At 35.0% G+C, this 26,393-nt stretch carries 20 protein-coding genes; 18 read left to right on the top strand and 2 right to left on the bottom strand.

What is annotated here, in order from left to right; all coding sequences use genetic code 11:
- Positions 1 to 455 precede the first annotated feature (455 nt).
- From ileS to SBH76_RS12760, 6 genes are read left to right on the top strand one after another with little or no spacing between them, the layout of a single operon-like run.
- Positions 456 to 3,569 carry an isoleucine--tRNA ligase gene (ileS, locus tag SBH76_RS12735; RefSeq protein WP_317978075.1) on the top strand — a complete coding sequence of 1,038 codons (3,114 nt, stop codon included), beginning with the start codon at positions 456 to 458 and terminating at the stop codon, positions 3,567 to 3,569.
- An 11-nt stretch (positions 3,570 to 3,580) separates the two neighbouring features.
- Positions 3,581 to 6,037, top strand: a complete 2,457-nt coding sequence (locus SBH76_RS12740) for a glycogen/starch/alpha-glucan phosphorylase (RefSeq protein WP_317978076.1) — start codon at positions 3,581 to 3,583, stop codon at positions 6,035 to 6,037.
- A complete protein-coding gene (locus SBH76_RS12745; protein ID WP_317978077.1) occupies positions 6,027 to 6,821 on the top strand; it encodes an HAD family hydrolase in 795 nt (264 codons plus the stop codon). The genes SBH76_RS12740 and SBH76_RS12745 overlap by 11 nt, the downstream gene beginning before the upstream one ends.
- Before the next feature lie 14 nt (positions 6,822 to 6,835).
- A complete protein-coding gene (locus tag SBH76_RS12750; RefSeq protein WP_317978078.1) occupies positions 6,836 to 8,614 on the top strand; it encodes an aminopeptidase P family protein in 1,779 nt (592 codons plus the stop codon).
- Complete coding sequence (gene rlmD, locus SBH76_RS12755; RefSeq protein WP_317978079.1) at positions 8,584 to 9,762, top strand: 23S rRNA (uracil(1939)-C(5))-methyltransferase RlmD; 1,179 nt, start codon at positions 8,584 to 8,586, stop codon at positions 9,760 to 9,762. Before SBH76_RS12750 ends, rlmD begins: the two co-directional genes overlap by 31 nt.
- Before the next feature lie 58 nt (positions 9,763 to 9,820).
- Positions 9,821 to 11,299: a HEPN family nuclease gene (locus tag SBH76_RS12760; protein ID WP_317978080.1), complete on the top strand. Its 1,479-nt coding sequence runs from the start codon at positions 9,821 to 9,823 to the stop codon at positions 11,297 to 11,299.
- 144 nt (positions 11,300 to 11,443) lie between these two features.
- Here the strand turns inward: SBH76_RS12760 and SBH76_RS13870 are convergent, their stop codons facing one another.
- Together SBH76_RS13870 and SBH76_RS12770 are read right to left on the bottom strand one after the other, a co-directional pair.
- Entirely contained in the window at positions 11,444 to 11,692 is a 249-nt protein-coding gene (locus SBH76_RS13870; RefSeq protein WP_317978081.1) for an integrase core domain-containing protein, read from the bottom strand.
- Between the two features lie 190 nt (positions 11,693 to 11,882).
- Complete coding sequence (locus tag SBH76_RS12770) at positions 11,883 to 13,157, bottom strand: IS110 family RNA-guided transposase (RefSeq protein WP_317978082.1); 1,275 nt, start codon at positions 13,155 to 13,157, stop codon at positions 11,883 to 11,885.
- Between the two features lie 291 nt (positions 13,158 to 13,448).
- Between SBH76_RS12770 and SBH76_RS12775 the strand changes: the two genes are divergently transcribed.
- From SBH76_RS12775 to SBH76_RS12830, 12 genes are all read left to right on the top strand, one after another.
- Positions 13,449 to 14,297, top strand: coding sequence for an endonuclease/exonuclease/phosphatase family protein (locus SBH76_RS12775; protein WP_317978083.1), 849 nt, complete (start codon positions 13,449 to 13,451; stop codon positions 14,295 to 14,297).
- A 2-nt stretch (positions 14,298 to 14,299) separates the two neighbouring features.
- Entirely contained in the window at positions 14,300 to 14,887 is a 588-nt protein-coding gene (locus tag SBH76_RS12780) for a DUF6037 family protein (RefSeq protein WP_317978084.1), read from the top strand.
- A gap of 133 nt (positions 14,888 to 15,020) precedes the next feature.
- A complete protein-coding gene (locus SBH76_RS12785) occupies positions 15,021 to 15,200 on the top strand; it encodes a Fic family protein (protein ID WP_490338611.1) in 180 nt (59 codons plus the stop codon).
- 182 nt (positions 15,201 to 15,382) lie between these two features.
- Positions 15,383 to 15,826, top strand: a complete 444-nt coding sequence (locus SBH76_RS12790; protein ID WP_317978086.1) for an SMI1/KNR4 family protein — start codon at positions 15,383 to 15,385, stop codon at positions 15,824 to 15,826.
- Between the two features lie 285 nt (positions 15,827 to 16,111).
- A complete protein-coding gene (locus SBH76_RS12795) occupies positions 16,112 to 17,641 on the top strand; it encodes an AlbA family DNA-binding domain-containing protein (RefSeq protein ID WP_317978087.1) in 1,530 nt (509 codons plus the stop codon).
- A 264-nt stretch (positions 17,642 to 17,905) separates the two neighbouring features.
- Positions 17,906 to 18,478: a TetR/AcrR family transcriptional regulator gene (locus SBH76_RS12800; RefSeq protein ID WP_317978088.1), complete on the top strand. Its 573-nt coding sequence runs from the start codon at positions 17,906 to 17,908 to the stop codon at positions 18,476 to 18,478.
- Positions 18,479 to 18,581: 103 nt separating this feature from the next.
- Positions 18,582 to 20,369, top strand: coding sequence for an ABC transporter ATP-binding protein (locus tag SBH76_RS12805; protein WP_317978089.1), 1,788 nt, complete (start codon positions 18,582 to 18,584; stop codon positions 20,367 to 20,369).
- Positions 20,362 to 22,071, top strand: coding sequence for an ABC transporter ATP-binding protein (locus SBH76_RS12810; RefSeq protein ID WP_317978090.1), 1,710 nt, complete (start codon positions 20,362 to 20,364; stop codon positions 22,069 to 22,071). Before SBH76_RS12805 ends, SBH76_RS12810 begins: the two co-directional genes overlap by 8 nt.
- Before the next feature lie 2 nt (positions 22,072 to 22,073).
- The gene (locus SBH76_RS12815; protein ID WP_317978091.1) at positions 22,074 to 23,591 is read left to right on the top strand and encodes an ABC transporter ATP-binding protein; all 1,518 of its coding nucleotides are present in this window, start codon (positions 22,074 to 22,076) and stop codon (positions 23,589 to 23,591) included.
- Positions 23,581 to 24,285, top strand: coding sequence for an energy-coupling factor transporter transmembrane component T (locus SBH76_RS12820; protein WP_317978092.1), 705 nt, complete (start codon positions 23,581 to 23,583; stop codon positions 24,283 to 24,285). The genes SBH76_RS12815 and SBH76_RS12820 overlap by 11 nt, the downstream gene beginning before the upstream one ends.
- 69 nt (positions 24,286 to 24,354) lie before the next feature.
- Complete coding sequence (locus SBH76_RS12825) at positions 24,355 to 24,939, top strand: MptD family putative ECF transporter S component (protein ID WP_007591417.1); 585 nt, start codon at positions 24,355 to 24,357, stop codon at positions 24,937 to 24,939.
- Positions 24,940 to 25,560: 621 nt separating this feature from the next.
- The coding region (locus SBH76_RS12830) for an IS110 family transposase (protein ID WP_317978093.1) at positions 25,561 to 26,393 on the top strand (833 nt) is incomplete at its 3' end.

Here is a 26,393-nt window from a genome sequence, read left to right on the forward strand (position 1 = left end):
TTCATCCATTGATAAAATAACCTTTCTGATAAGTCAGTCCCTCCTAGTGTTAGAATATACAAAATAGTATTCTACCATAAGTGGGACATTTTTATTTGTGGTATAATGGGACTTTATCATATATGGCTTATATATTAGGGGTATTTAAGCCTTTGTGCCATTGACATAATATCTGCAAATGATTATAATATTAACCGGTTATAAAATAAAAACAAAGACGGAGAGAGTAATCCTTGGCAGAAGTTTCAGCGAGTCGGTGACGGTGTAAGACCGATACGGAGCGATGGATGAAAATCACTCCCGAGTTGCAATCTGAATTAAGAGTAGGATATGCCGGTTTCCCCGTTATAGGAACACATATGATAGTATGTTGTAAAGGTGGTATATAAGTTTTGGCTTGTCCTGTTACAGGGCAGGCTTTTTTTATATAATCATCTTACAAAGAAAGGATTTTTATGTATAAGAAAGTGCCTACAGACCTTAAATTTGTAGAGAGAGAAAGAGAAGTTGAAAAGTTTTGGCGTGAAAACCATATTTTTGAGAAGAGTATTGAAGACAGAAAAGATGCTCCTACATATATGTTCTATGACGGACCGCCAACAGCAAACGGAAAGCCGCATATAGGACATGCCTTAACCAGAGTTATCAAGGATATGATTCCAAGATATAGAACTATGAAGGGCTATAAGGTTCCAAGAAAAGCAGGTTGGGATACCCACGGACTTCCGGTAGAGATAGAAGTTGAAAAAGAACTTGGAATTAACGGAAAAGAGCAGATAGAAAACTACGGTGTTGCACCTTTTATAGAGAAATGTAAAGAGTCGGTTTGGAAATATAAGGGCATGTGGGAGGAATTCTCAGATGTTATAGGTTTCTGGGCTGATATGAATGATCCATATGTTACATATCATGACTCATATATAGAGTCTGAGTGGTGGGCGCTAAAGCAGATTTGGGATAAGGGACTCCTTTATAAGGGATTTAAAGTAGTTCCGTACTGTCCAAGGTGTGGAACACCGCTTTCCAGCCATGAGGTAGCACAAGGCTATAAGGATGTAAAAGAAAGATCGGCAATAGTCAGATTTAAGAAAAAGGATGAGGATGTATACTTCCTTGCATGGACAACAACACCTTGGACATTACCAAGTAATGTGGCGCTCTGTGTAAATCCGGAAGAAGACTACGTTAAGGTAAAACATGGCGATTACACCTATATTCTTGCAAGCGCATTGGTTGAAACTGTTTTAAAAGAGGACTATACTGTACTTGAAACTTATAAGGGTAAGGAACTTGAAGGTATTGAGTATGAGCCTCTTTGGGGTGGACTTAATGTAAAGAGTAAGGCATGGTTTGTAGTATGTGACAGCTATGTTACTCTTACAGACGGTACAGGAATTGTACATATAGCACCGGCATTTGGTGAGGATGACTCAAGAATAGGTAGAAACTATGATCTTCCTTTTGTTCAGCTTGTAGATGCACAGGGTAATCTTACAAAGGAAACAAAGTGGGAAGGCGTATTCGTAAAGGATGCCGACAAGCTTGTATTAAAAGATCTTGAAGAGAACGGAAAACTCTTTGATGCACCTGTATTTGAGCACAGCTATCCACATTGCTGGAGATGTAATACACCGCTTATCTACTATGCAAGAGAATCTTGGTACATAAAGATGACAGCGGTTAAAGAAGACATAATAAGAAATAATAATACAATCAACTGGATACCTGAAAGTATAGGTAAGGGACGTTTCGGTGATTGGCTTGAGAATATTCAGGACTGGGCAGTATCAAGAAACAGATATTGGGGTACACCTCTTAACGTATGGATTTGTGAATGTGGACATATGCACAGTATCGGAAGTATTGAAGAGTTAAAGTCTATGTCAAAGAATTGTCCTGACAATATAGAACTTCACAGACCTTATATTGACGCTGTGACAATCACCTGTCCGGAGTGCGGTAAGGAGATGAAAAGAACTCCTGAAGTACTTGATGCTTGGTTTGATTCAGGATCTATGCCTTTTGCACAGCATCATTATCCTTTTGAAAATCATGAGAAGTTTGAGGCACAGTTCCCGGCCGACTTTATTTCAGAGGCGGTAGACCAGACAAGAGGTTGGTTCTATTCACTTCTTGCAATATCTACACTTATATTTAACAAGGCACCATACAAGAATGTTATTGTAATGGGACATGTGCAGGATGAAGACGGTCAAAAGATGAGTAAGTCAAAGGGAAATGCCGTAGATCCTATGGATGCACTCAATAAGTTCGGTGCAGATGCTATCAGATGGTATTTCTATGTGAATTCGGCACCATGGCTTCCAAACAGATTCCATGACAAGGCCGTTGAGGAAGGACAGAGAAAATTCCTCGGTACACTTTGGAATACTTATGCATTCTATGTGCTTTATGCAGATATCGACAGCTTTGACCCTACAAAGTACAACTTGGAGTACGAAAAGCTTAGCGTAATGGACAAGTGGCTTTTATCAAAACTTAACACATTGGTGAAGACAGTTGACGACTATTTAAATAACTACAAGATAACAGAGACTGCAAGAGCACTTCAAAGCTTCACAGATGATATGAGTAACTGGTATGTAAGAAGATGTAGAGAGAGATTCTGGGCAAAGGGAATGGAGCAGGATAAGGTAAATGCTTATATGACTTTGTATACAGCTCTTATAACTCTTTCAAAGATAGCTGCACCGATGATACCTTTTATGACAGAAGAAATCTATCAAAATCTTGTAAGAAGCGTAGATAAGAATGCTCCTGAAAGTATCCACTTAACAGACTTCCCGACTGTCAATGAAGATTTTATTGACAAGGATCTTGAGGTAAGCATGGACGAGGTACTTGACATAGTAGTACTTGGTAGAGCTGCAAGAAACTCGGCTAATATAAAGAACCGTCAGCCTATCGGAAATATGTATGTTAAGGCTGAGACTGTACTTGATCCGTTCTATGTAGAGATTATAGAGGATGAGTTAAATGTCAAGGCTGTAGAGTTTAAGGATGATGTAGAAGAATTTGTAAGCTACTCATTTAAGCCACAGTTAAAGACAGTAGGTCCTAAGTACGGTAAGCTCTTAGGAAAGATAAAAGAGGCACTTGCTTCACTTGACGGACATGCGGCTATGAAGTCTTTAAATGAAAACGGAAGTTTAGACTTTGACTTTGACGGTGAAAAGGTCAGCCTTGGAAGAGAAGATTTGCTTATCGAAACTGCAAAGAATGATGACTTTGTAACAGAAGCCGACAATAAGACTACAGTTGTACTTGATATAAGACTTGATGAAGCACTTATTGAAGAAGGTTTTGTAAGAGAGCTTATTTCAAAAATTCAGACTATGAGAAAGGAAGCGGGATTTGAGGTGGTTGATCATATCGTGCTTTCACAGACAGGAAATGAGAGAATTGCTGAAATAATAAAGAAAAATGAAGCAGTAATCAAGAACGACACATTGGCAGATGAGATAGTATATAACAATGTAGAGGGATACACTAAGGATTGGAACTTGAACGGAGAAAATACATCCCTTGGAGTGAGTAAGAAAGGTTAGATATACTTACGATGATGAACGCTAAGGAATTAAAAAAAGCTATAGAGGATAATGTAAAGGTATTATACAGAAAAACTATAGATGAGGCGAGTAAAGAGCAGGTTTTCTATGCTCTTTCCTACGCCATAAAAGATACCATTATAGATGAGTGGATAGCTACACATAAGGCTTATGACGCTCAGGATGCAAAAATTCTATACTATCTGTCAATGGAGTTTTTGATAGGTAGGGCCCTCGGCAACAATATAATAAATCTCGGTGCAAGAAAAGAAGTTGCACAAGTTTTAAATGAGCTTGGTTTTGATTTGACGGATATAGAGGATCAGGAGAGTGACCCTGCTCTTGGAAACGGCGGTCTTGGAAGACTTGCCGCATGCTTCCTTGATTCTCTTGCAACTCTTAATTATCCTGCATACGGTTGCGGCATTAGATACCGCTACGGTATGTTTAAGCAAAAAATAGAAAACGGATATCAAAAGGAAGTTCCGGATAACTGGATCAAAAACGGATATCCTTTTGAAATAAAGAGAAGTGAATATTCTTATATTGTAAAATTCGGTGGAAATGTAAGAGTTGAAAATGTAGACGGTAAGGAGAAGTTTATACAGGAGAACTACGGTTCTGTAAGAGCTATTCCTTATGATATGCCTGTACTGGGATATGAGAACGGAATGGTAAACACACTTCGTATCTGGGATGCCGAGGCTATTACAAACTTCAGCCTTGAGCAGTTTGATAAGGGAGATTATCAAAAGGCGCTTGAGCAGGAGAATCTTGCAAAGACATTGGTAGAGGTACTTTATCCGAACGATAATCACTATGCGGGTAAGGAACTTAGATTAAAGCAACAGTATTTCTTTATCTCAGCCAGCCTTCAAAGAGCGCTTGACAAGTTTAAAGAAAATCACAGCGATATACATGATTTGCCAAAGAAAGTGGTATTCCAGTTAAATGATACTCATCCTACAGTAGCAATACCTGAGCTTATGAGACTTCTTTTGGATGAGGAAGGATTAAGCTGGGATGAGGCATGGAAGATTACTACAGAGTGTATGGCATATACAAACCATACAATAATGGCGGAGGCGCTTGAAAAGTGGCCTATAGACTTGTTTAAATCACTGCTTCCAAGAGTTTATCAAATAGTAGATGAGATAAACAGAAGATTTGTAGAGCAGATAAGAGCAAGATATCCGCACAACTTTGCAGAAAAAGAAAAGAACATGGCAATACTTTACAACGGCCAGGTAAGAATGGCTTATATGGCTATTGTAGCAGGATTTTCCGTAAACGGTGTTGCAAGACTTCATACAGAAATCTTAAAAAATCAGGAGCTTAAAGACTTCTACGAGATGATGCCTGATAAGTTTAACAATAAGACTAACGGTATTACTCAAAGAAGATTCCTTGTTCATGCAAATCCTCTCTTAACAGATTGGATTACAAAGAAGCTTGGAAGCGATAAGTTTATTACTGATTTACCGCTTTTGGCAGGTCTTAAGGATTATTTGGATGATGAAACAGCTCTGGCTGAGTTCATGGAGATAAAGTATCAAAATAAATTAAGGCTTGTGAAGTATATTAAGGAACATAACGGTGTAGATGTAGACCCCGATTCTATCTTTGATGTACAGGTAAAGAGATTGCATGAGTATAAGCGTCAGCTTTTAAATATTTTACATGTAATGTATCTTTATAATAAGCTTAAAAATGATGATAACTTCGATATGTATCCGAGAACATTTATATTCGGTGCCAAGGCGGCTGCAGGATACAGACGAGCAAAGCAGACAATTAAGCTTATAAACTCCGTTGCTGATGTTATCAATAATGACAAGAGTATCAATAATAAGATAAAGGTTGTATTCATAGAGGATTACAAGGTATCAAATGCCGAGATAATCTTTGCCGCAGCTGATGTCAGTGAACAGATTTCTACTGCAAGTAAAGAGGCTTCAGGTACCGGAAATATGAAGTTTATGCTTAACGGTGCACCTACTATAGGAACTATGGACGGTGCAAATGTCGAGATAGTTGAAGAAGTTGGTCAGGAGAATGCATTTATCTTCGGACTTTCTTCAGATGAAGTTATTGCATATGAGAAGAATCATGAATATGATCCGATGGTTATTTTTAACAGTGACAGTGAGATCAGAACTGTACTTATGCAGCTTGTAAACGGATTCTATTCTCCAAACAACACTGAGGAGTTTAGAGAAATCTATGATTCACTCTTAAAGAATAGCGGTCATGACAGAGCCGATACATATTTCATATTGAAGGATTTCAGAAGTTATGCCAAGGCTCATGAAGAAGTTGATAAGGCTTACAGAGATAGGAAGAGATGGGCAAAGATGGCACTTACACAGACTGCAAATGTAGGTAAATTCTCATCCGACAGAACCATTGAAGAATATGTAAGAGATATTTGGCATTTGAGTAAATTAAGGTTGGATAATGCAAAATAAAAAGATTTTCAGTTTTGATATTGATATGACATTGCTTAATCATGAAGATTATAAGATAACCCCTTCAGCTCTTTTGGCTATAGAAAAGCTAAGAGAGCAGGGGCATATCATAGTCCTTGCTACAGGTAGAAATCCTGAAAACAGCGACAGTAAGCAATTCGTTGATATAGTAAAGCCTGATGCTGTGATCGGTCTTAACGGTACCTTAGTAAAGGTGGGAGAAGAAAAAATCTTTGAACATTTTTTTGATAAGGATGTTTTAAGAGGTCTGGCAAAATATGTAGAAGGCAAGGAATGCTCTATTGGACTTACCCTTGAAGATAAGGATTATTTTTTTAATCCGCATATAATTGATGCATATGATATTAAGAGATGGGGACAGCATTTTAGAAAGTTTTATCCGGCTGAAGAATTATTTGACCTGCCCATAAGAACATTGACTTATATAGGACCGGTTGAAGGTGCAAAGGATATAGAAAAGAAATTTCCAACTTTGAAACTGCCGCTCTTTGCAGGAATGTTCGGAGCTGATGTTGTAGAAAAGGTTGCAAGCAAGGCGGAAGGACTAAAACGCCTATGTAATTACTTCGGTGTCGATTTAAAAGATACGGTTTCATTCGGGGATTCAATGAATGATAAGGAAATCTTGGAGGAATCGGGACTTGGTATAGCCATGGGCAATTCAATAGAGGAACTAAAGCAATATGCGGACTATGTCACCGACAATATAGCCGATGACGGAGTTTTTAATGCATTGGTAAAATTTGGCTTTATAAATATTTAATATAAAGGAGCATTATGAAACAGACAATTGTTGATTTAAGAAAAGTAATGCAAAGAGAGGGGATAGACGCATGGATATCCCCTTCTTCTGATGCACATCAAAGTGAATATCCTACAGAATATGACAAATGCAGGAGATTTTTAAGCGGTTTTACAGGAAGTGCGGGTACACTCCTTGTAATGAAGGAAGAAGCTTATCTTTGGACAGACGGAAGATACTTTTTACAGGCAGAAAGTGAGCTCAAAGACAGCGGAATAACTCTTATGAAAATGGGAGAGTCCGGAGTACCTAATCTTGATGAACTCTTGGAAGAAAAGATGAAAAAAGATGAAGTACTCGGATTTAACGGTTCACTTCTAAGCTTCTCGGAAGGAAAAGTAATTGCAGGCAAAGTTGTAAAAAAAGGTGTAAAGCTTGTAATCGGCAAAGAAATCACTGATGAGGTTTGGACTGACAGACCGCAAAGACCTCACACAAAGGTATTTATATTAGATGAGAAGTATGCAGGAAAGTCGGCGGCAAAAAAGATTAGTGAAGTAAGAGAAAGGATGAAGGGTAGAGATCTTTTGATAGTATCTTCATTATCCGATATTGCATGGCTAACTAATCTTAGAGCCTTTGATATAAAATGCAATCCGCTTTTCCTGTCTTATTTTATACTTGAGAGTGACAAGGCTACATTATTTATTCAGGATGAGGCGCTCAGTGATGAGGTAAGAACATATCTGGATGAGAACGGAATAGATATAAAGCCATATGAGAGTTTTGATGAAACTGTGGCAGGCATTAAAAACAAGCAGATAATGTTTGATGAGGCGGATGTCAGCTATAAGACTTTTATCTCAATAAGTAAAAAAGAAAATGCAAACAAACTTTACAGTGTATTAAGCCCTGTAACCTATCTGAAAAACATCAAAAATGATGTTGAGGTTTCAAATATGAAAAAATCTCATATCAGAGACGGTGTATATATGGCTAAGTATATGTACTGGATAAAGCAGCAGGTAAAAAGGGGTGCCAAGCTTACAGAAAAGACAGCATCAGATTATCTTGACAATTTAAGAAGAGAGGATGATCTTTTCCTTGATTTAAGCTTCCCGACTATATCAGGTTATGCCGAAAACGGTGCAATAGTTCACTATGAAGCGGAGTATGAGACCGCAAAGGGGCTGGAAGCTAAAGGATTATACCTGTTTGATTCAGGTGCTACATATAAGGACGGTACCACAGATGTAACCAGAACAATTTCTCTTGGAGAAAATACCTATGAAGAGAAGCTTCATTATACCTTGGTAACCATCGGTATGCTCAGACTTTTAAATACTACATTTAAGAGAGGAGCAATAGGCGTTTGCCTTGATATAAAGGCAAGAGAGGCACTTTGGGAGCATGGACTGGATTATAATCACGGTACCGGACATGGTGTAGGATTTGTAAATACGGTCCATGAAGCACCTACATCTATCAGAAACAAGATAAACAAAGATGTATTCAGAAATCTTGAATTCGAGCCGGGTATGATAATGAGTGATGAGCCGGGAGTATATATAAGCGGTAAGCATGGTATCAGAATGGAAATTTTGATGAATGTTATTGAAAAGCAGGAAGGTTTCCTCGGATTTGAAAGCCTCACCATGGCGCCTATAGACAGTGAACCGCTATTGGTAGATGTAATGACAAAGAAAGATATAGAGTTTTATAATAAATATCAAAAGCAGGTCTATGATTCCATATCCTATGGACTTAGTGAAGAAGAGAAAGCATGGCTGAAGGAATTAACAAAAGAAATATAAAAGCTTCAAAAGAGCTAAAATGTGCAGTCGCCAAAAAATGTGGCGGCTGCGATTATATAAACAGTTCATACAATAAGCATGTCAAGGAGAAACTTGACACAGCAAATTCATTGATAAAAAAATACGGCAAATTTGACGGGATTGTCTCCATGAGCAATCCCTATCATTATAGGAACAAAGTAAGTGCGGTTTTCGGCTTTGAAAACAAGAAAATCATTGCAGGCACTTACGAAAAGAACTCACATAGAGTGGTGGATACAAAAAACTGTTTGATTGAAGATGAGAAGGCGGGAAGTATCATACAGACCATCAAAAAGATGTGTGTTTCATTTAAAATAAAGGCATATGATGAGGACAGCGGCTTCGGCTTCTTGCGCCATGTACTGATACGTGTAGGAAAGAAAAGCGGTCAGATCATAGTGGTTTTGGTGACCTCAAATGTAATATTCCCAAATAAGAATGCCTTTATAAAGGTACTGAGAGGAGAACATCCCGAGATAACTACAATAGTGCAGAATATAAATAACAAAAACACAAGCATGGTACTTGGTGACAGGGAGATAGTGATGTATGGCAAGGGCTATATCACAGATGAACTCTGTGGACTTACATTTAAAATCTCACCGAAGTCATTCTATCAGGTAAACAGAGATCAAACCGAAAAGCTTTACTCTCAGGCAATAGAGTATGCAGGTTTGCAAGGGGATGAGATACTGCTTGATGCCTATTCCGGAATTGGAACTATCGGACTGATTGCGTCAAAGTCCGTAAAGGAAGTAATATCTGTGGAGCTAAATAAGGATGCCCACAAAGATGCCATCACGAATGCCAAGATAAACAATATAAAGAATGTGAAATTTTATAATGCCGATGCAACCGCATTTATAAACGATTTGGCAGCAGCTAATGAAAAGATAGATGTTGTAATCCTGGATCCACCAAGAACCGGATCCACAGAGGAGTTCATAGCCGCGGTAGGCAGGCTGAAACCGAAGAAAGTGGTATATGTGTCCTGCAACCCCGAGACACTGGCAAGGGATTTGGAGGTTTTTAATAAGCAAAGGTACAGATTTGAAAAGGGGATGGTGTTTGATTGCTTTTGTCATACGAAGCATGCGGAAGGGGTGTGCTTGTTGAAGAAAATGTAAATATAGTATAAGAAATTAAATACGTACATATAGTAGTCAGTATATAAGTGAGGTTGATATGACTGGATATATTCAAAATAATTGGGATATGATTTGTTTTTTTCAAAATTGTTATAGGGGTTGTTTTGATAGTAGTGCTATTTTTGATAAGTTACAAAGTTTGGATATAGGAAATTTATTTAGGTTTAGAGTTTTTTTAGATTCAACTGTTATGATGTTTAATAAGGAAAAATTGGAAAAAGAGTATTTTAAAAAAAATTTTCAATATATAGACTTTGCAAATGCTATTTTTGAGTTTGATATTTCGGAATATTACAAACTTATAAGAAAAGTAATAGATGAAAGTCCTAAAAATACTATTTTTGAAAATATAAATTTTAGCGACGATAATTTTAAAGATAACCCAATAGCAATCTTTGCAAATTTGGATAATAAAAATACTGAATCTGATGATTCTATTATTGCTGAACCTATTGTTGCCAAATTTTTTAACCAAGTTAGTATATTAAGAAATTCTTTTGCACATATGCAGTATGGTTGCTTTGAACAAAATGAAATAGGGTATATGTATTATTATGGTATATATAATAAAGATAAAGGAATTAAAAGATATTGTGGCATTGCATTTGAAAGAATAATTCATAAATTTGTAGAAATATTTTATTCAAACCAAGCTATATATGGCATTCCATATAAGCATAGTTTTTTGTGTAATTTTGATAGTAATAGGAATTCTTCAGAGGATTTATTTTTTTATGAAATAAAATATAAATTTGATGCAGATATTAAGTATGACTTAAGTAAAAAGCAACATCCAATGATTGAATATGTAAAACATCAAGATTCTTATATAACAATATTTGATTTTCTTGATAAGGATAGTAATTTTATTATAAAATCAGAAAAAGTAGAAGATAATATTTTAAAATTAATAAAATCGTTTAAAGTAGAAGGGAAAATACTTAATGCAGTGGCTATAGGTTGGTTTTTAAAATTATTATTTGATTTTGAATCAGAGTTTTCGAATTTTATGGTGCATTTAAGGATAGTGGTAGATACCATAATTGAGTATAATTCACATTTAAAAACTGGTATAATAACTAAAGAATTTGAGTCTGATTGTAAAAAAAGAATAGATGAGCTAAAAGAGGATGAGGATGATATAGTAGCATTCAATAATCTTTTTTCAGTCTTAAAATTATATGATATAATGATAAGGACTGAAGATGATGATTTAGAACCATTAAGTACAGAATTTATTGATTCATCTAAATTTCAATATAACTCTAAAGACTTAGTTGATTGGTGTAATGAATATTATCAGTCAAATAATGTGAAGAGTGATGATAAAGTAGAGTTACCAAGAAAATTTATACTTACCAAAATAAGAAATGCTGTTGCACATGGTAATATAAAATTAACTTTAGATAGTACAGGGTTAAATATTAATCTTAGGGACAAATTTAATAATAGATGTGTTGATATAACGGTAAATATTGATGATTTTGAAGAGATGTGTGAAAAAATTCAATTATAATATATTTATTGTGGTAAAGCATTTTTGTAACAGTATGACCTAATTTGTTGCTATAGGGCAATTAAGCCCCATAGCATGTCTCAAAGGGCGTTCTATGGTCCTATGTCAAGATTTAGTACAAATTAAGATGAGAGGTTCTACCGGCTAAGATGCCGGAAGAACATGTACCTTATTATATAGCTTTTCAAACTCGTCAGGAGACATATAATCACAATGACTATGAATCCTTACCGTGTTATAAAAGGCTTCAATGTATTCAAACACAAGACTATAGGCGTGGCTGTAGTCTTGAATACTGAATCTGTTTAGCAATTCTCTTTTAATCAATGAATGAAATGATTCAATGCAAGCATTATCATATGGATAGGCACAACGAGAATAGCTTCGTTGCATAGTTTTAGTGGATTCACGCCAAGCATTTGATACATACTGGCTGCCACGATTGGAATGTATTATTAAAGGTGATTCGGTTTTATGATAGGCCTTAGTGTGAAAGAAAGTAGAGGTAAGATATAAACCCGCGCACTTAAATAAGCTGTCTTAAGTAGGCAACTTATTTAAGGATATAGATTTAGTAGATTGATCAAGAAGCTGAAGGTTTATCAGGAGGAAGTAAGCCTTCCTTTTGTAAAAGTTTTTTGGCTTGCTTGATAGCCTTAGCCTTCTGTTTTTCAACTAAAGGTGCAGGCATATCAATTTTGTAAAGATCACTTGGATTCCATACCTCTCCGGTAGACAGCATCCAGTAGATGGCTGTAAGAATCATACGGGCAATGGCAATAATAGCTCTTTTCTTGCCACGGCGTTTAACAAGAGATTCATATTTCTTTTTGTAGTAAGGAGACTTATCTGATTTCACGGCTGCATGAGCACACTGTACTAATGCAGGTTTGAGGTAGACACCGGCACGTGTAATACGGACAGATTTCTTCTTACCGGCAGATTCATTGTTGCCGGGGGTAAGACCTGCCCAACAACATAAGCGTTTAGAATTACAAAACTGAGACATATCAATACTAATTTCGGAGATGATAGTAATTGCACTATCACGTTTGACACCCGGAATGGTAGTTAATAACAGGATAGCTTTATCATAATCAGGATTGGAAGAAATCAAAGATTCAATCTGTTTATCTACATCATTGATTACAGCTGTGATATAATCCATATGTGCGCGAATTAGGCGCATACGATATTTCTGGGCATCAGTCATCTGATATCTTTCGATAGATTCAATCACAGCGTCTTCTTTGGATTTGAGGCTCTTAAGAAGTTTTGAAGCGATTTCTTCATGGTTAATCGTAGCACCTGATTGTTCAAGCAGATAATCGATAATGGATGAGGATGACTTCCCAAAGATATCGGATACAACAGAATCTAATGCGATATTACAAACAGTAAGAGCATTCTGATATCTATTCTTTTCACTTGAACGGCAAGAAACAAGCTTGTAGCGATATCTTGTGTATTCTCTAAGAATACGAATTGACTTACAAGGAATATAACTGCCTTTTACAAGTCCAAGTCGAAATAAGTCTCCAATCCATTTAGAATCTTTGGTATCATCCTTATTACCCTTAACAGCTTTAACCCATTTGGGATTAGCAATGGTAACATTGATTTGATCTTCGAGAAGATTAAAGACAGGAACCCAGTATTTACCTGTAGATTCCATACAGACATCATGGCATTCATTTTCAAGAAGCCATGATTTAAAGTCTAAAATAGAATTGTTGAAGGTAGAGAATCGCTTCTTTTGATAAGAAGGTTCAATACCGGCGGTAGTTTTGATGATTGTGGCAACGAGAAAAGATTTGTGAACATCGACACCACAACAAGTTGGATAAGTAACTTTCAAAGTGTAACTCCTTTCGTAAAAGATAAGAAGCCATTGACTGAACTGCCACACAATAAAACGAAGAGCTTTAACAATTCTTAGTGTACGGATTCGTGATACCACTTATTTGTGTTTGAAAAGGCAGAACTTACACTGATTAATATGCTGTCTAAAACAGAGAAAGTTTTTACAACTTCTCCTCACGTGCTTTGTAGTATAGCTTCTTGTTATCTATTTTAAATCACAGAGTTGAGATGTAAAATACTTTCATTACTATTTGTGCCGCGGCTTGACCGCGGAATGGAGATTTTTATGAGAATTTACGAATGGAATATAGGAATGGCTGCAACCATTCCAAGCAATAATGGATACAATCTTAAAAGCTGGGTCATTGAGGAAATTATTAAAGACCAGCCGGATATTATAGTTTTGACGGAATTTGTAGTTTCAAGAGGAATTGATTATTATTTTGAAGTCTTAGAAAAGAATAATTATCATTGGTTTATTTCCTCATCCACAAAGAAAAATGGCATATTAATTGCATTGAAAAAATCCACATTTGGATTTGATGATACTTTTAACTATACAACTGACAGCATAAATAATAGTGAAATTCTGAAATGTAATTCTACGCCGGATTTTTATGAAATACAGGTTAAATACCGTGGACGAAAATTATCTATAATTGGAGTGAGAATAAGGAAAGATCTATCAAATAATAGGTTGAATTATTCTAATAAGTTGAATTATTCTGAACGTCAGTTTCAAGCACTAGATACCTATTTATCTTCGTTAAAGCATGATGTGATTTGTATAGGTGATTTTAATGTATATTGGGGACAGAGATGGGAAACGGAAAAAAACATAACGCTACCTAAAACAGCGAAAAAATATAGCTTATGTACACCCCCATATCCTGAAGAGTATTCATATGTTATGCCGGATGAAGTGCCGGAGGATAAAGATAAAGTGCAGCTTGATCATTTGGTAACTAATTTAAAAAATAAATATAGTAAAGTTGACATTGAAGCTAAATATGATTGGAGTTTTATGAATACACTTAGATATAAAAATGGTATTCAAGCAGAGTCTAAGAAAAAAATATCCGGATTACCAGATCATGCGATATTGAAAGTTGAAATAGAATTTAGGAGGGATTGAAGATGTATGAATTTTCTGCACTTAAAATATTACATGAAGATATGAAAGTAAAAAATGAGGAAAGAGCGATATTTCCATTTACATATAACTCGAAAGACTTTAGTTGTATATTTTTAACCGATATTAAACCCATGAGATTGTATTTATCAACTTTGGGAAAGAATCCGATTGTTTTTGAAATTGAAATTGATGAAAACTATTGCGCAAAAACTTATATAGAGGATTATAAAGAACTTATTATATATTTAGAAATAAAATATGATCCAAACCATACTTTTAAACCGATAGATTTATTTGAAGCATTAAACAATAAAATTCCGAAAAAGTTTCAGAGAAAACCGAATTGTTCAGAAGTAGTAAGTGTAGCGTCCAAAAGAAGGATGGTAGAGGAGGCGGACAAAATCTATTTTTGTGGGTGGAGGAATAATCCTACAGGATATAATGTTAGTGAAATGAATATAGAAAAAACGAGAATTGCGCTTGGAGATAAGATTGCGGCTATGTGCAAATCAAAAAATGTCAGTTCATGTTGGACAAATATTTCGAGTGATGAAAATTTGAAAAAAATTAATGATTTATACAGTATGTAAAATAGACTAATAAAAAATTTATTACTATTGTTCCTTTATCCAAAGTCGCAACAGCTATAGTCGGGCTATCTATAGAGCTTGCTTCAAAGGAACAAGCTAAGGAGCAAGTCACGATACAAGATCTTATTCAATTTTGCTCAGTTCCTCGCAGCCGGAAAAAATGCAAGAATTTATGGAGCTGACTGATAGAAGAAACTTTTCAGAAAAATATATTAAGCCTTTGCTTGAGGCGGGGAAGATTGAAATGACGATACCTGATAAGCCAAACAGTAGGAAGCAGAAATATAAAAAAGTGAACAGTAAAAGAATATAATGTAAAGTCGTTTGTTCTTATTCAATTACTTGCAGTTCAAACTAAGCATGCGGAAACAGTAGCATTGTTGGAGAGGCAATGTTTTATCCCTTAAAATATACTACATTTTAAGGGATAAGCTAATAATTAAGGGAATGTCAGTATCTAAATAAAGCATCTGTAATTTCATTAAGGAGGAAAAAATGTGTAATATTGTTTTAGAAAAACACTTGGAAAGGATTAAGGCGGCTTATGAAGCAAGCGTATTCACAAAAGGCATCAGGCCGGAGTCTGAAGATAATATAAAAAAGTTTGAATCAAATTATGAATCGATACCGTCAGAGTACCGTTGGCTACTTCTTAACCTGGGAGGTTGCTATTTGGCGGAACCATGGATTTTTGACTTGAAGGGGCTGGAGGAAAACTATACATTCTTTGAAGAAGCATACGAGGAGTATATGAGCGAATGTGAACACGGGAAAGCCTTTCCAATCGGAGGTCTAGGTGACGGAAGCATCGTATTTATAGACTTGGAAAGCGGAAAGGTGCGTGGATATAATAATGACTATACTGATCTTGAGGAAATAGCAGAGAGCTTTTCTGAGCTTATATTAGATTTGGTAGAACAGGTGGAAAGTTATTCTTGATATAAGAGCTGCTATAATTAGTATACATTTAACCTAAATTATTCGTGATAACACCATGAAAGTGGCTGAAAGCTTACATTATTACTATGTTTCTACTAAATATTACAATTCACTTATTAAGTGAATGAAAAAGAGCGTCCATTTGTGGTAAAATTAAGGTGACAAAACTCAATAAAATCACACAAAGGTGCCATATATGATAAAGTAAGATACAACTAATTTCAGAGTAAAAAACACTCTAAAAGTGTTATAATATATTGAAATATTTTTTGAAAAGGAGGTATTATGCAGCTTTTAGATATAAAGAGAATGGCTCATAACATTCTTGAAAACCAAAACATAGAAAGCAGTTTTATCGAATATAAAAAGTCGGCAAATTTTAAAGATAAAATTCTAAAAACTGCTTGTGCCTTTGCCAATAACTATATGAACAATGAGATAGGCTTGTTGTTTGTTGGAATTAAAGAAGTTGATAATAAAGAAACGGGAGAAAAGGCAATTCCTAAAAGACCGATAGAAGGTATAAAAGAATCTAAAATTGAAGGTATTGAAAATGAATTAAAATCTCTGCTTTCCAATATACACCCTAAAATAAACTATCACATTATTACGGACAAAATTGATGATGAATATTATATTGTCGTTGCAGTAGAGAGTGGTAGTAACGGACCGTTTCAAACGAGTGAAAGGGCGGAAAAGGATAAAGAAATTAGGCTAAAGGCAGGAAGATATATCAGAGTCGGCAGAGATTCAAGACTACCAAACCCAACCGAAGAATTTGAACTTTTGAAGAAATTTGCAAACTTTTCTTTTAGTTCCAATTTGAACGATACAGCTACCATAGATGATTTAAGCTATGAATATATGAAAGAATATCTGCTTCAGACGGGAGCGAAGAAAGATATTAGAGAAATGTCTAAGCTGGATATGGCAAAGAGTATGGGACTTGTCAGTGAAAGTGAGTATGGTGGTTATAGAGCTAAAAATTTTGCTGTGCTGATGTTTGCGGAAACACCAAATAAATTTATTCCAAACGCCCATGTTGAAATCATAAGAGAAATTGACGGAACGGATAAAATGGAATCAAAAAGATTTGATGGGCCGGTTTGGATACAGGCAAAACAAGTCAGCAAGTATTTTGAAGATAATATTATGGCTTCATACACCATAAGGGAAGCTGATAAAATTGAGCATAAGATTATCTATAACTATCCGCTCACAGCATTTGAGGAACTTGCTACTAATGCTATTTTGCATAAAGAATATGATACGCCTGAATATGTAGGAATATATATTTACAAGGATAGAATTTCTTTTGTAAACCATAACAGACCACTTCCTCATGTAACTATCGAAGCTCTTAATAGGGATAGAAGTTTTGATAGACGGCAGTATCTTAATAAAGAACTTAAAGATATGTTCTTTTCATTAAATTTGATAGAGTCTTACGGATCGGGCATAAGGCGAGCAAAAGATGCACTATTAGAAAATGGTTCTCCTGAACTTAAGTTTTATCCGGACAATGAAGAAGATAACTATACTAACGCAGTTATGGGTATAAATTCAGAGTTTTTAAAGGTGTTTAATGGTAGTACTACCCAAGAAACTACCCAAGAAATAAAAATTGAGAAATCCGTATCGAATAGAATTATTGAATTGATGATGATGGAGCCAAATATTACAGCAAAACAAATTGCGGAACATTTAAATGTTTCTTTTGACGGAGTTCGTTATCACATAAAAAAATTAAGAGCAGACGGTAAGATTAAAAGAGAAGGCTCTACCAAATCAGGTAAATGGGTTGTAATGAAATAGAATAAACAAGGTTATAGAATCAAAAGGTGATTAGAGTAAAATCTAACCGCCTTTTTTGTTTGGAGAAAAGAAGAAGATAAAAATGCAAATAAATGATTTTCATAACATTTTGTAGCTTGTAAAACAAGATAGTTTGCGTAGTGAAGCAGAATATCCAAAGCTCTTAAAGGTTTTCGATATGTTTTCTATAGATATCTTGACAAATATTGAATTTTAATTTATTATTAAATATAAATTCAGTATTGGAATAGAGAGAGGCGTGCTATGGCACAAGTATTAAAAGAAGAAGTTAGAAATAGAATACTAGAAGCAGCAGAAAAAGTATTTTATGAAAAGGACTATAGAGGTGCCAAATTAACAGAAATTGCAAAAGAAGCAGATATTCCTGTGGCACTCATTTATACCTATTTCAAAAATAAGGAAGTTTTGTTTGATGCAGTAGTAAGTTCAGTTTATATAAATTTCGAGTCAGCCTTTGACGAGGAAGAGTCTTTGGAAAAAGGTTCTGCTTCTGAAAGGTTTGATGAAGCTGGAGAAAACTACATTCATGAACTTTTAAAAGAGCGTAAGAAGTTAATTATTTTGATGGATAAAAGCTCAGGAACGAAACATACAGAAGCAAAATACAAACTCATATCACAAATGCAGGTTCATATTGAAGTAAGTTTAAAAAGACAATCGAAACAGGAATATGATCCAATGCTTGCTCATATTTTAGCCAGTAACTTTACAGAGGGGCTTCTTGAAATAGCAAGGCACTATCAAAGTGAAGAGTGGGCAAAAGATATGCTAAAACTTATTGCAAGGTGTTATTACAAGGGAGTGGAATCCCTATAATCAGCACTAAAAAATAGACTTTGCGTAATCAGCAAAGTCTTACTTTAAACCTTAATACTGAATTAAAATTCAATATTATTCAATTTTGAAAGGAGAGTTGTTCATGCCGGAAAAAGAATTAAGGAAAAAAGTGATTGGAAAAAATGGCTTATCCAATTTACTTCTTGCTTTAAAAATAGTATGTGATTTGATACCACAAATCTTACTCGTATATTTGATTAGTTCTTTAATTACAAACAATATTAGCGAAGATAATTTGAAATATATTTTCTTAGGAATCTTTATATCGTTTGTATTAAAAGGCGTGTTTTACTATTTTGCAACAAAGGTTGCTCATGAGAAGGCATACGAAAAATTGACAGAACTTAGGATAGATATTATCGGGCATCTAAAAAAACTAAGTTTAGGATTTTTCAAAGAACATAATACCGGGGAGCTTACGAACATTGTTCAGCATGATGTAGAGCAAGTGGAAGTATACCTTGCCCATGGTCTTCCGGAAATAATGTCAGTTACACTTCTGCCTACCATTATTTTCATAGCTATGATTTTTGTGGACTGGCGTCTTGCACTTGGAATGATTGCCGGAGTTCCACTCATGTATTTGGTAAAAGTTCTTTCACAGAAAACAATGGATAAAAACTTTGCTATTTACTTTAACCATGAAAACAAGATGAGAGAAGAGCTAATGGAATATGTAAAAAATATTTCTGTTATTAAGGCTTTTGCTAAAGAAGAGGAGATTAGTGAAAGAACATTAAAAACGGCAAGAGAATATATTTACTGGGTTAAAAAGAGTATGGGGATGGTTACAATTCCAATGGGACTCATTGACATATTTATGGAAATTGGAGTGGTAATTGTCATGATTTTGGTAAGTATCTTTCTTTATCAGGGGAACATTACAACGCCTAATTTTATCCTTGCAATTATTTTATCATCTGCGTTTACTGCATCTATAAGTAAGACAGCTACATTGCAACATTTTTCTATTGTGTTTAGGGAGGCATTAAAGGCGATTGTAAAAGTTTTAACAGTTCCACTTCCAAACAAAAAGACAGAACAAGGTTTAGAATTTGGAAACATAGAATTTAAAGATGTGAATTTTTCATATGGAAAAGATGGCTTTAAGCTAAAAAATATCAATTTGACTTTTAAGAAAAATAGCTTGAATGCGTTTGTAGGGGCAAGCGGTTGTGGGAAAAGTACCGTATCTAATTTGCTTATGGGATTTTGGGATGCAGACGAAGGACAAATACTGATAAATGGAAAAGACATAAAAGAATATAGTCAAGAAAATATCTCAATGTTGATCGGCAGTGTCGGGCAAGATGTTATCCTTTTTGATTTAAGTATTTTTGAAAATATAGCAATCGGAAAACTGAATGCAACAAAAGAAGAAGTTACAGAGGCAGCTAAAAAAGCAAGATGCCATGATTTTATTTCTGCTTTACCAAATGGATATGAAACACGAGTAGGTGAAATGGGAGTTAAGTTATCCGGTGGAGAAAAACAAAGAATCTCCATAGCAAGAATGATACTTAAAAATGCACCGATTTTGATATTAGATGAAGCAATGGCAGCTGTTGATAGTGAAAATGAAAGACTAATCGGCGAAGCAATTGATGATTTAAGCAAGGATAAAACTATCATTACAATTGCTCATCACCTAAATACAATTAGAGATTCAGACCAAATTATTGTTATGGATAAGGGTGTTGTTCTTGATGCAGGAAGCCATGAAGAACTGATGAAAAGATGTGAGTTCTATAAGGATATGGTTGAAGCACAGAACAAAGTAGATAGATGGAATTTGAAAGACGATAGTCTTTCACGAGCAAGTAGCAAAGCGGATTGCGAGTGTACGGAGGTGGTAACAGAAAATGTTTAGAGAAATGTTAAAATTACTTACAAAAACCGGCAAGAGAGATTTGATTATATCAAGTGTATTCTTTGCCTTTTATGGACTAAGCTCCATAGCCATGATTGTTATCGTATTTTCTATACTGTTCCGAATCTTTGATGGAACGAGCTTAGCAAGCCTATATAAATATTTTATTGCGATTGGACTACTTGTAGTCTTCAAAGGTATTTGTAACATGGTTGCGGATATGAAAAAGCATAGTGCAGGTTTCGATATTGTTCAGCAGATAAGAGAACGCATGATTATCAAATTAAAGAAATTCAGTTTGGGTTTTTATACCAATGAACGACTTGGGGAAATAAATACAATTTTACACAAAGATGTTGATAATATGTCCCTTGTTGTAGGACATATGTGGTCAAGAATGTTTGGCGATTTTTTGATAGCTGCAGTCGTATTTATTGGTCTTGCAAATATTGATATAAAGTTGGCACTGACAATGGCAGTATCCGTTCCGATTGCACTTGCTTTTCTATATATGACAATTAAGCAATCTGAAAAAATAGAAAATCAGAACAACTCAGCACTTCTTGATATGGTTAGCCTATTTGTTGAATATGTGAGAGGAATACCTGTATTAAAGAGTTTTGTGGAGAATAAGAGCTTGGATAATGAGCTTATGAATAAGACAAAAAAGTTTGGAGAAACAAGCAAAGCAGCTTCAAGATTCAAGGCAAAACAGTTATCTATATTTGGGTTTTTACTGGATATTGGATATTTGGTTCTTTTAATTGCAGGAACAATATTTGTTATAAAGGGAAGTCTTGATTCTCTTTATTTTATTATCTTTGCTGTAATTTCAAAAGAGTTTTATAAGCCGTTCGCTTCTATGGAACAAAGTTATATGTATTATGTTTCGGCAACAGATAGCTATGAGCGATTAGGAAGAATTTTATATGCAGACATTATACCGGATAAGGTCGATGGAATTATTCCGAAACATAATGATATAGCTTTTGAAAATATTGCTTTTTCCTATGAACAAGATGAATTCAAAATGGAGAATTTAAGTTTTGAGATTAGAGAAAAGACCATGGCTGCACTGGTAGGAGAATCAGGAAGTGGAAAGACTACGATAACTAACTTGTTGTTAAGATTTTACGATGTACAGGAAGGGAAAATTACGCTTGGAGGAATTGATATAAGGGATATTCCTTATGATGAGCTTTTAGATCGTATCAGCATTGTTATGCAGAATGTTCAACTGTTTGATAACACGATTGAAGAAAATATCAGAGTAGGTAAAAAAGGAGCTACAAAAGAGGAAATCATTGAAGCTGCAAAGAAGGCAAGGATACATGATTTCATTATGAGTTTACCAAAAGCTTATGAAACGGATATTGGAGAAAATGGTGGGATTTTATCAGGTGGACAAAGACAAAGAATATCTATTGCAAGAGCCTTTCTGAAAGATGCACCGATTTTAATTCTTGATGAAATGACAAGTAATGTTGATCCTGTAAATGAATCTTTGATACAAGATGCTATTACAGAACTTGCAAAGAATAGAACTGTACTTGTAGTGGCTCATCATTTAAAAACAATTCAAAAAGCTGACCAAATTCTCGTATTTCAAAAAGGAAATTTACTTGAAAAAGGAAAGCATGGGGAACTTCTTGATAAAAATGGTTACTACACAAAATTATGGAAAGCGCAGTATGAGGTGTAACCATGATTTTACTAAAAGATGTTTCTTATGAATGGGAAGATGGGCGAACTGCTTTGAAAAATATCAATCTTGAAATTAAAAAAGGTGAATTCGTTTTAATTTCAGGGAAAAGTGGAAGTGGTAAAAGCACTCTTGGAAGTGTAATGAATGGTCTTATTCCACATTATTACAAAGGCAAAATGAAAGGAGAAGCCTTTGCGTCGGGAAAAGATATAAGCAAATTATTACTTCATGAAATAGGGCATATTGTAGGAACTGTATTTCAAGACCCGAGAAGTCAGTTTTTTACTACAACTACAGATGAAGAGATAGCTTTTGGTCTTCAAACTATCTGCAAATCGAGAGATGAAATCAAACAAAGAGTAGAAGAAGTATATGCAGAGCTGGATACCCCGGAACTGAAAGGAAAATCTGTTTTTGAATTATCAAGCGGACAGAAACAAAAGATTGCTATTGCAAGCATCTATGCGATGAATCCGAAAGTTTTAATTTTAGATGAACCTTCAGCAAATTTGGATATGAAAGCAACATTTGACCTGTTTTTAATTTTGGAGAAATTAAAGAAAAAAGGAACAACGGTTGTTCTAATTGAACATCGTTTGTACTATGTAAAGTCTTTATTTGACCGTTTTATTTTGATGAAAGATGGAGAAATTGCACAGGATTTGAGTCGGGAAGAAGTTATCCATCTTGAAGGGAAGTTTTGGGATGAAAATGGATTAAGAACTCTTGAATTAGAAGAATACAGAATAAGTGAGAAGAAAGATTCATATCAATTAAATGATGAAAGTATAAACGGAAAAGACTTGAAATTTTGCTATCCGAATATAGCTAAGGACGGAAAGAAGCAAAAACAGTACATTTTAAATCATCTTGATTTCAATATGGAGTGCGGAAAAGCTATTGGTCTTATCGGCTTAAATGGTACCGGGAAAACTACTTTTGCAAGAGTGATTTCAGGACTTGAGAAGATAAAAGAGGGAAAAATATGGGCGGAAAAAGATAAGGAGTTGAATCGTAAAGATTTAATGGATATGTCATATTTTGTATTTCAAGATTCAGACTATCAGTTATTTTCGGAAAGTGTACTTGATGAAATGCTGCTTGGTATGGAGGGTAAGGATAAAAAAGAAAAAATTCAAAAGGCAAAGTCTATCTTGAGTGTACTTAACTTAGACAAATACATTGATAAGCATCCGTTTGCTTTATCAAGAGGAGAAAAACAAAGACTGACAATAGCTTGTGGAATGATGAAACAGGCAAAGATTTTCATCTATGATGAACCAACATCAGGTTGTGATAAAGACTCAATGCTTTCAGTCGCAAAACTGATTGAAGAACAATTAAAAAATGGTACAACAGTTTTGGTAATAAGTCATGATTTTGAGTTTTTAGCAAACACAGTGAGTAAGCTGTGGGTAATGGGAGATGGAAAAATAGAAAATGTTTTGAATATGAATGAAAGTAATAAATTTCTCATATTAGACAAGATGAGAGGAGGTAGAGAGCTTGTCGGATAGAAAAACTATAGATCCGAGAATAAAACTTACTCTACTTCCAATTGCCTCCTTTACGAGCTTTTTTATAAGCGATACAATTCTACTTTTCGGACTGCTTGTCTTCGCCTTTTTTCTGTATGTATACAGTGGAATGTGGAAAAGAGCATTACGCTTTATCTTGTTTTTTGTGCTTTTATACTGCATAGAGTTAGGGCTTGGAAAGTTTTGCGAAGCAAGCATCGTATTTGCAATATATATGTTTATTTACTTTGCATCAAGAATGACCTTAATCGCTATATTTGGTGGATATATAACAAAGACTACAAGTGTAAGTGAAATGCTGGAAGCGTTAAATAGAATGAAAGTACCAAGAAGCATTGGTATACCTTTTAGTGTTTTGCTTAGGTTTGTACCAACTATAAAAATAGAACTCAAGGCATTAAAAGAGAATATGAAGATTCGAGGAATCATAACAAGCAGATTTTTCCCGTTGCTACATCCAATTAAATATATGAAATATACGCTTGTTCCACTTTTAATGAGAATGATTAAGATTTCAGATGAATTGTCAGCTTCGGCACTTATCAGAGGACTTGATAGTGATGAGAAGAGGGTAACATTAACAGAATTGCGGTTTAGAACAACGGATTTATTGATTGGACTATTAGGAGCTTTTATAATTGCTCTTATGATAGTAATACAGAGAATTTATTAGGAGGACTAGTGTGAAAAATACTTTTCATCACTATTTGTGCCGCAACTTGGCGGCGGAATGGAGATTTTTATGAAAAACAAATTAAATGGTCGTGATTTTATTACAATCGGAATTTTTAATGCAATTGGAATTGTCATATACATGGTAGCCAGCTTTGCTATGGCAACAACAGTTATAGGAGGATTTATTGCTTCAGGAGTTAGCTTTATGATAGCTGCTACCGTTTATATTCTTATGGCTGTAAAAGTTAAAAAGAAGGGTGTATTTACAATATCAGGAACGCTTCTTGGTTTAATTGCATTGTCAGGAGGACATTTGCCTCATGCAGTCTTTGCTGTAATCGGTGGAATGATATGTGATTTGATTATAGGAAATTATGAGAGCAAGGGACGAATGATTATTGGATATGGGACATTTGCATTAGCAGATTTTTTAGGAACAGTAATTCCTGTAATTTTATTCGGAACAGCTTCCTTTGTGGAAAGAGCATCAAAATGGAAAATGAGCGAAGTACAAATAAATGAAGCATTATCTTATTTCAAAGTTTCGTGGGCAGTAGGATTTGGCTTGATAACTTTTGTTCTTGCTTGCATAGGAGCATTTGGTGCAACAAGGATACTTAAAAAACATTTTGAAAAAGCAGGAGTGATTTAATCAATCTTTGTTTGTGAGGGGAAAATGGATTAAATAGTGGAGGTAATTGCTATGTATTATTTAGGGTCTGTTATACATATAGAAAAAACAATAGACCTTTTTGATACCGGTAATTAAAAAAATTCATAAAAATGGTTACCAAAGGCGATAGAAGAAAAACTATCGTCTTTTTCTTTACAAATTTTTTGGGGAGGAGGTGAAGCGACGGACTTTGACTATTTCTATAACAGAGAACCAATAATCGTCCATGAAAGGAAAGAAAAAGAAAAGCACTTAATAAAATATGGCATACCATTAAAAGATTATACTGGTGAGCCACCAACTGGAAGAAGATTGCTGGAAGAAGATTATAATATAAGTTTATATAAAATTTGATAAATAAAAAAATGCATGGTAAACTTAAGTTAATCAAATGAAAAAGAGAAAAGATTATTGAAAAATAAAATTGCGGAATACAGAAAACCATTAGGTTTATCTCAACACATATTAGGTAAGAAAATAGCTTCCTGTATAATTCAAAGTGTAGAAAGTAAATGATTTTACAAAAATAGATACCTAAGTTAAACTGTCATTGCTGACCGGCCAGTTAGCAAATGAGCGGAATAAGGAAGGTATCTATAAATGAATTCTACACAAAATAAGAAGATTGAACAAGTAAAAGAAACAACAATGATTGTCGGCATTGATGTTGGCAGTGAAAAGCATTATTTCAGAGCTTTTAACTGGAGAGGCATAGAACTTACCAGAAAGCCTGTAGCGTTTTCAAACTCTATGGAGGGATTCAACAGCTTTTACAATTCGGTTGTGGAACTGATGCAGAAAAATGAACTTAAAGAGGCACTGGTAGGAATAGAGCCAACCGGTCACTACTGGTTTGATCTTGGGCAGTTCATGGGTGAAAAGAACATAAAGTTTGTGATGGTAAATCCGCACCATGTGCATAAGACCAAAGAATTAGATGACAATAGTCCATCTAAAAATGACAGAAAAGATCCTCGTGTTATTGCAGGGCTTGTAAGGGATGGACGATATTTTTATTCATATATGCCGACAGGTGTATATGCAGAACTGCGGAATGCGTCAAACCGCCGGTTTGTGCTTGTAGAAGAACAGATAAGGGCGAAGAACCGTCTGCAGAAGTGGGTTGCAGTGTATTTCCCGGAATATAAGGGGATTTATACACACATAGATGCCAAGGGAGGTCTGCTGGTGTTAAAGCAGGCACCAACTCTTGAGGAGATAGTAAGACTAGGAGTGGAAGGTATCATAAAGATATGGAAAGACGCTAAACTCCGAGGAAATGGGCATAAGAAGGCTATGCTGATTCTGAATGCAGCCATGAAAAGCATAGGATTAAAAGCAGGTCTTACAGAAGCTCGGATGGAGATACAGGATCTGATAGAGGATTATGAACTCCAGACAAAACGCCTTGAACGGGTCAATGACCTGATCAA

Source organism: Lachnoanaerobaculum sanguinis, from assembly GCF_033242365.1.
Classification (GTDB): Bacteria; Bacillota; Clostridia; order Lachnospirales; family Lachnospiraceae; genus Lachnoanaerobaculum; species Lachnoanaerobaculum sanguinis.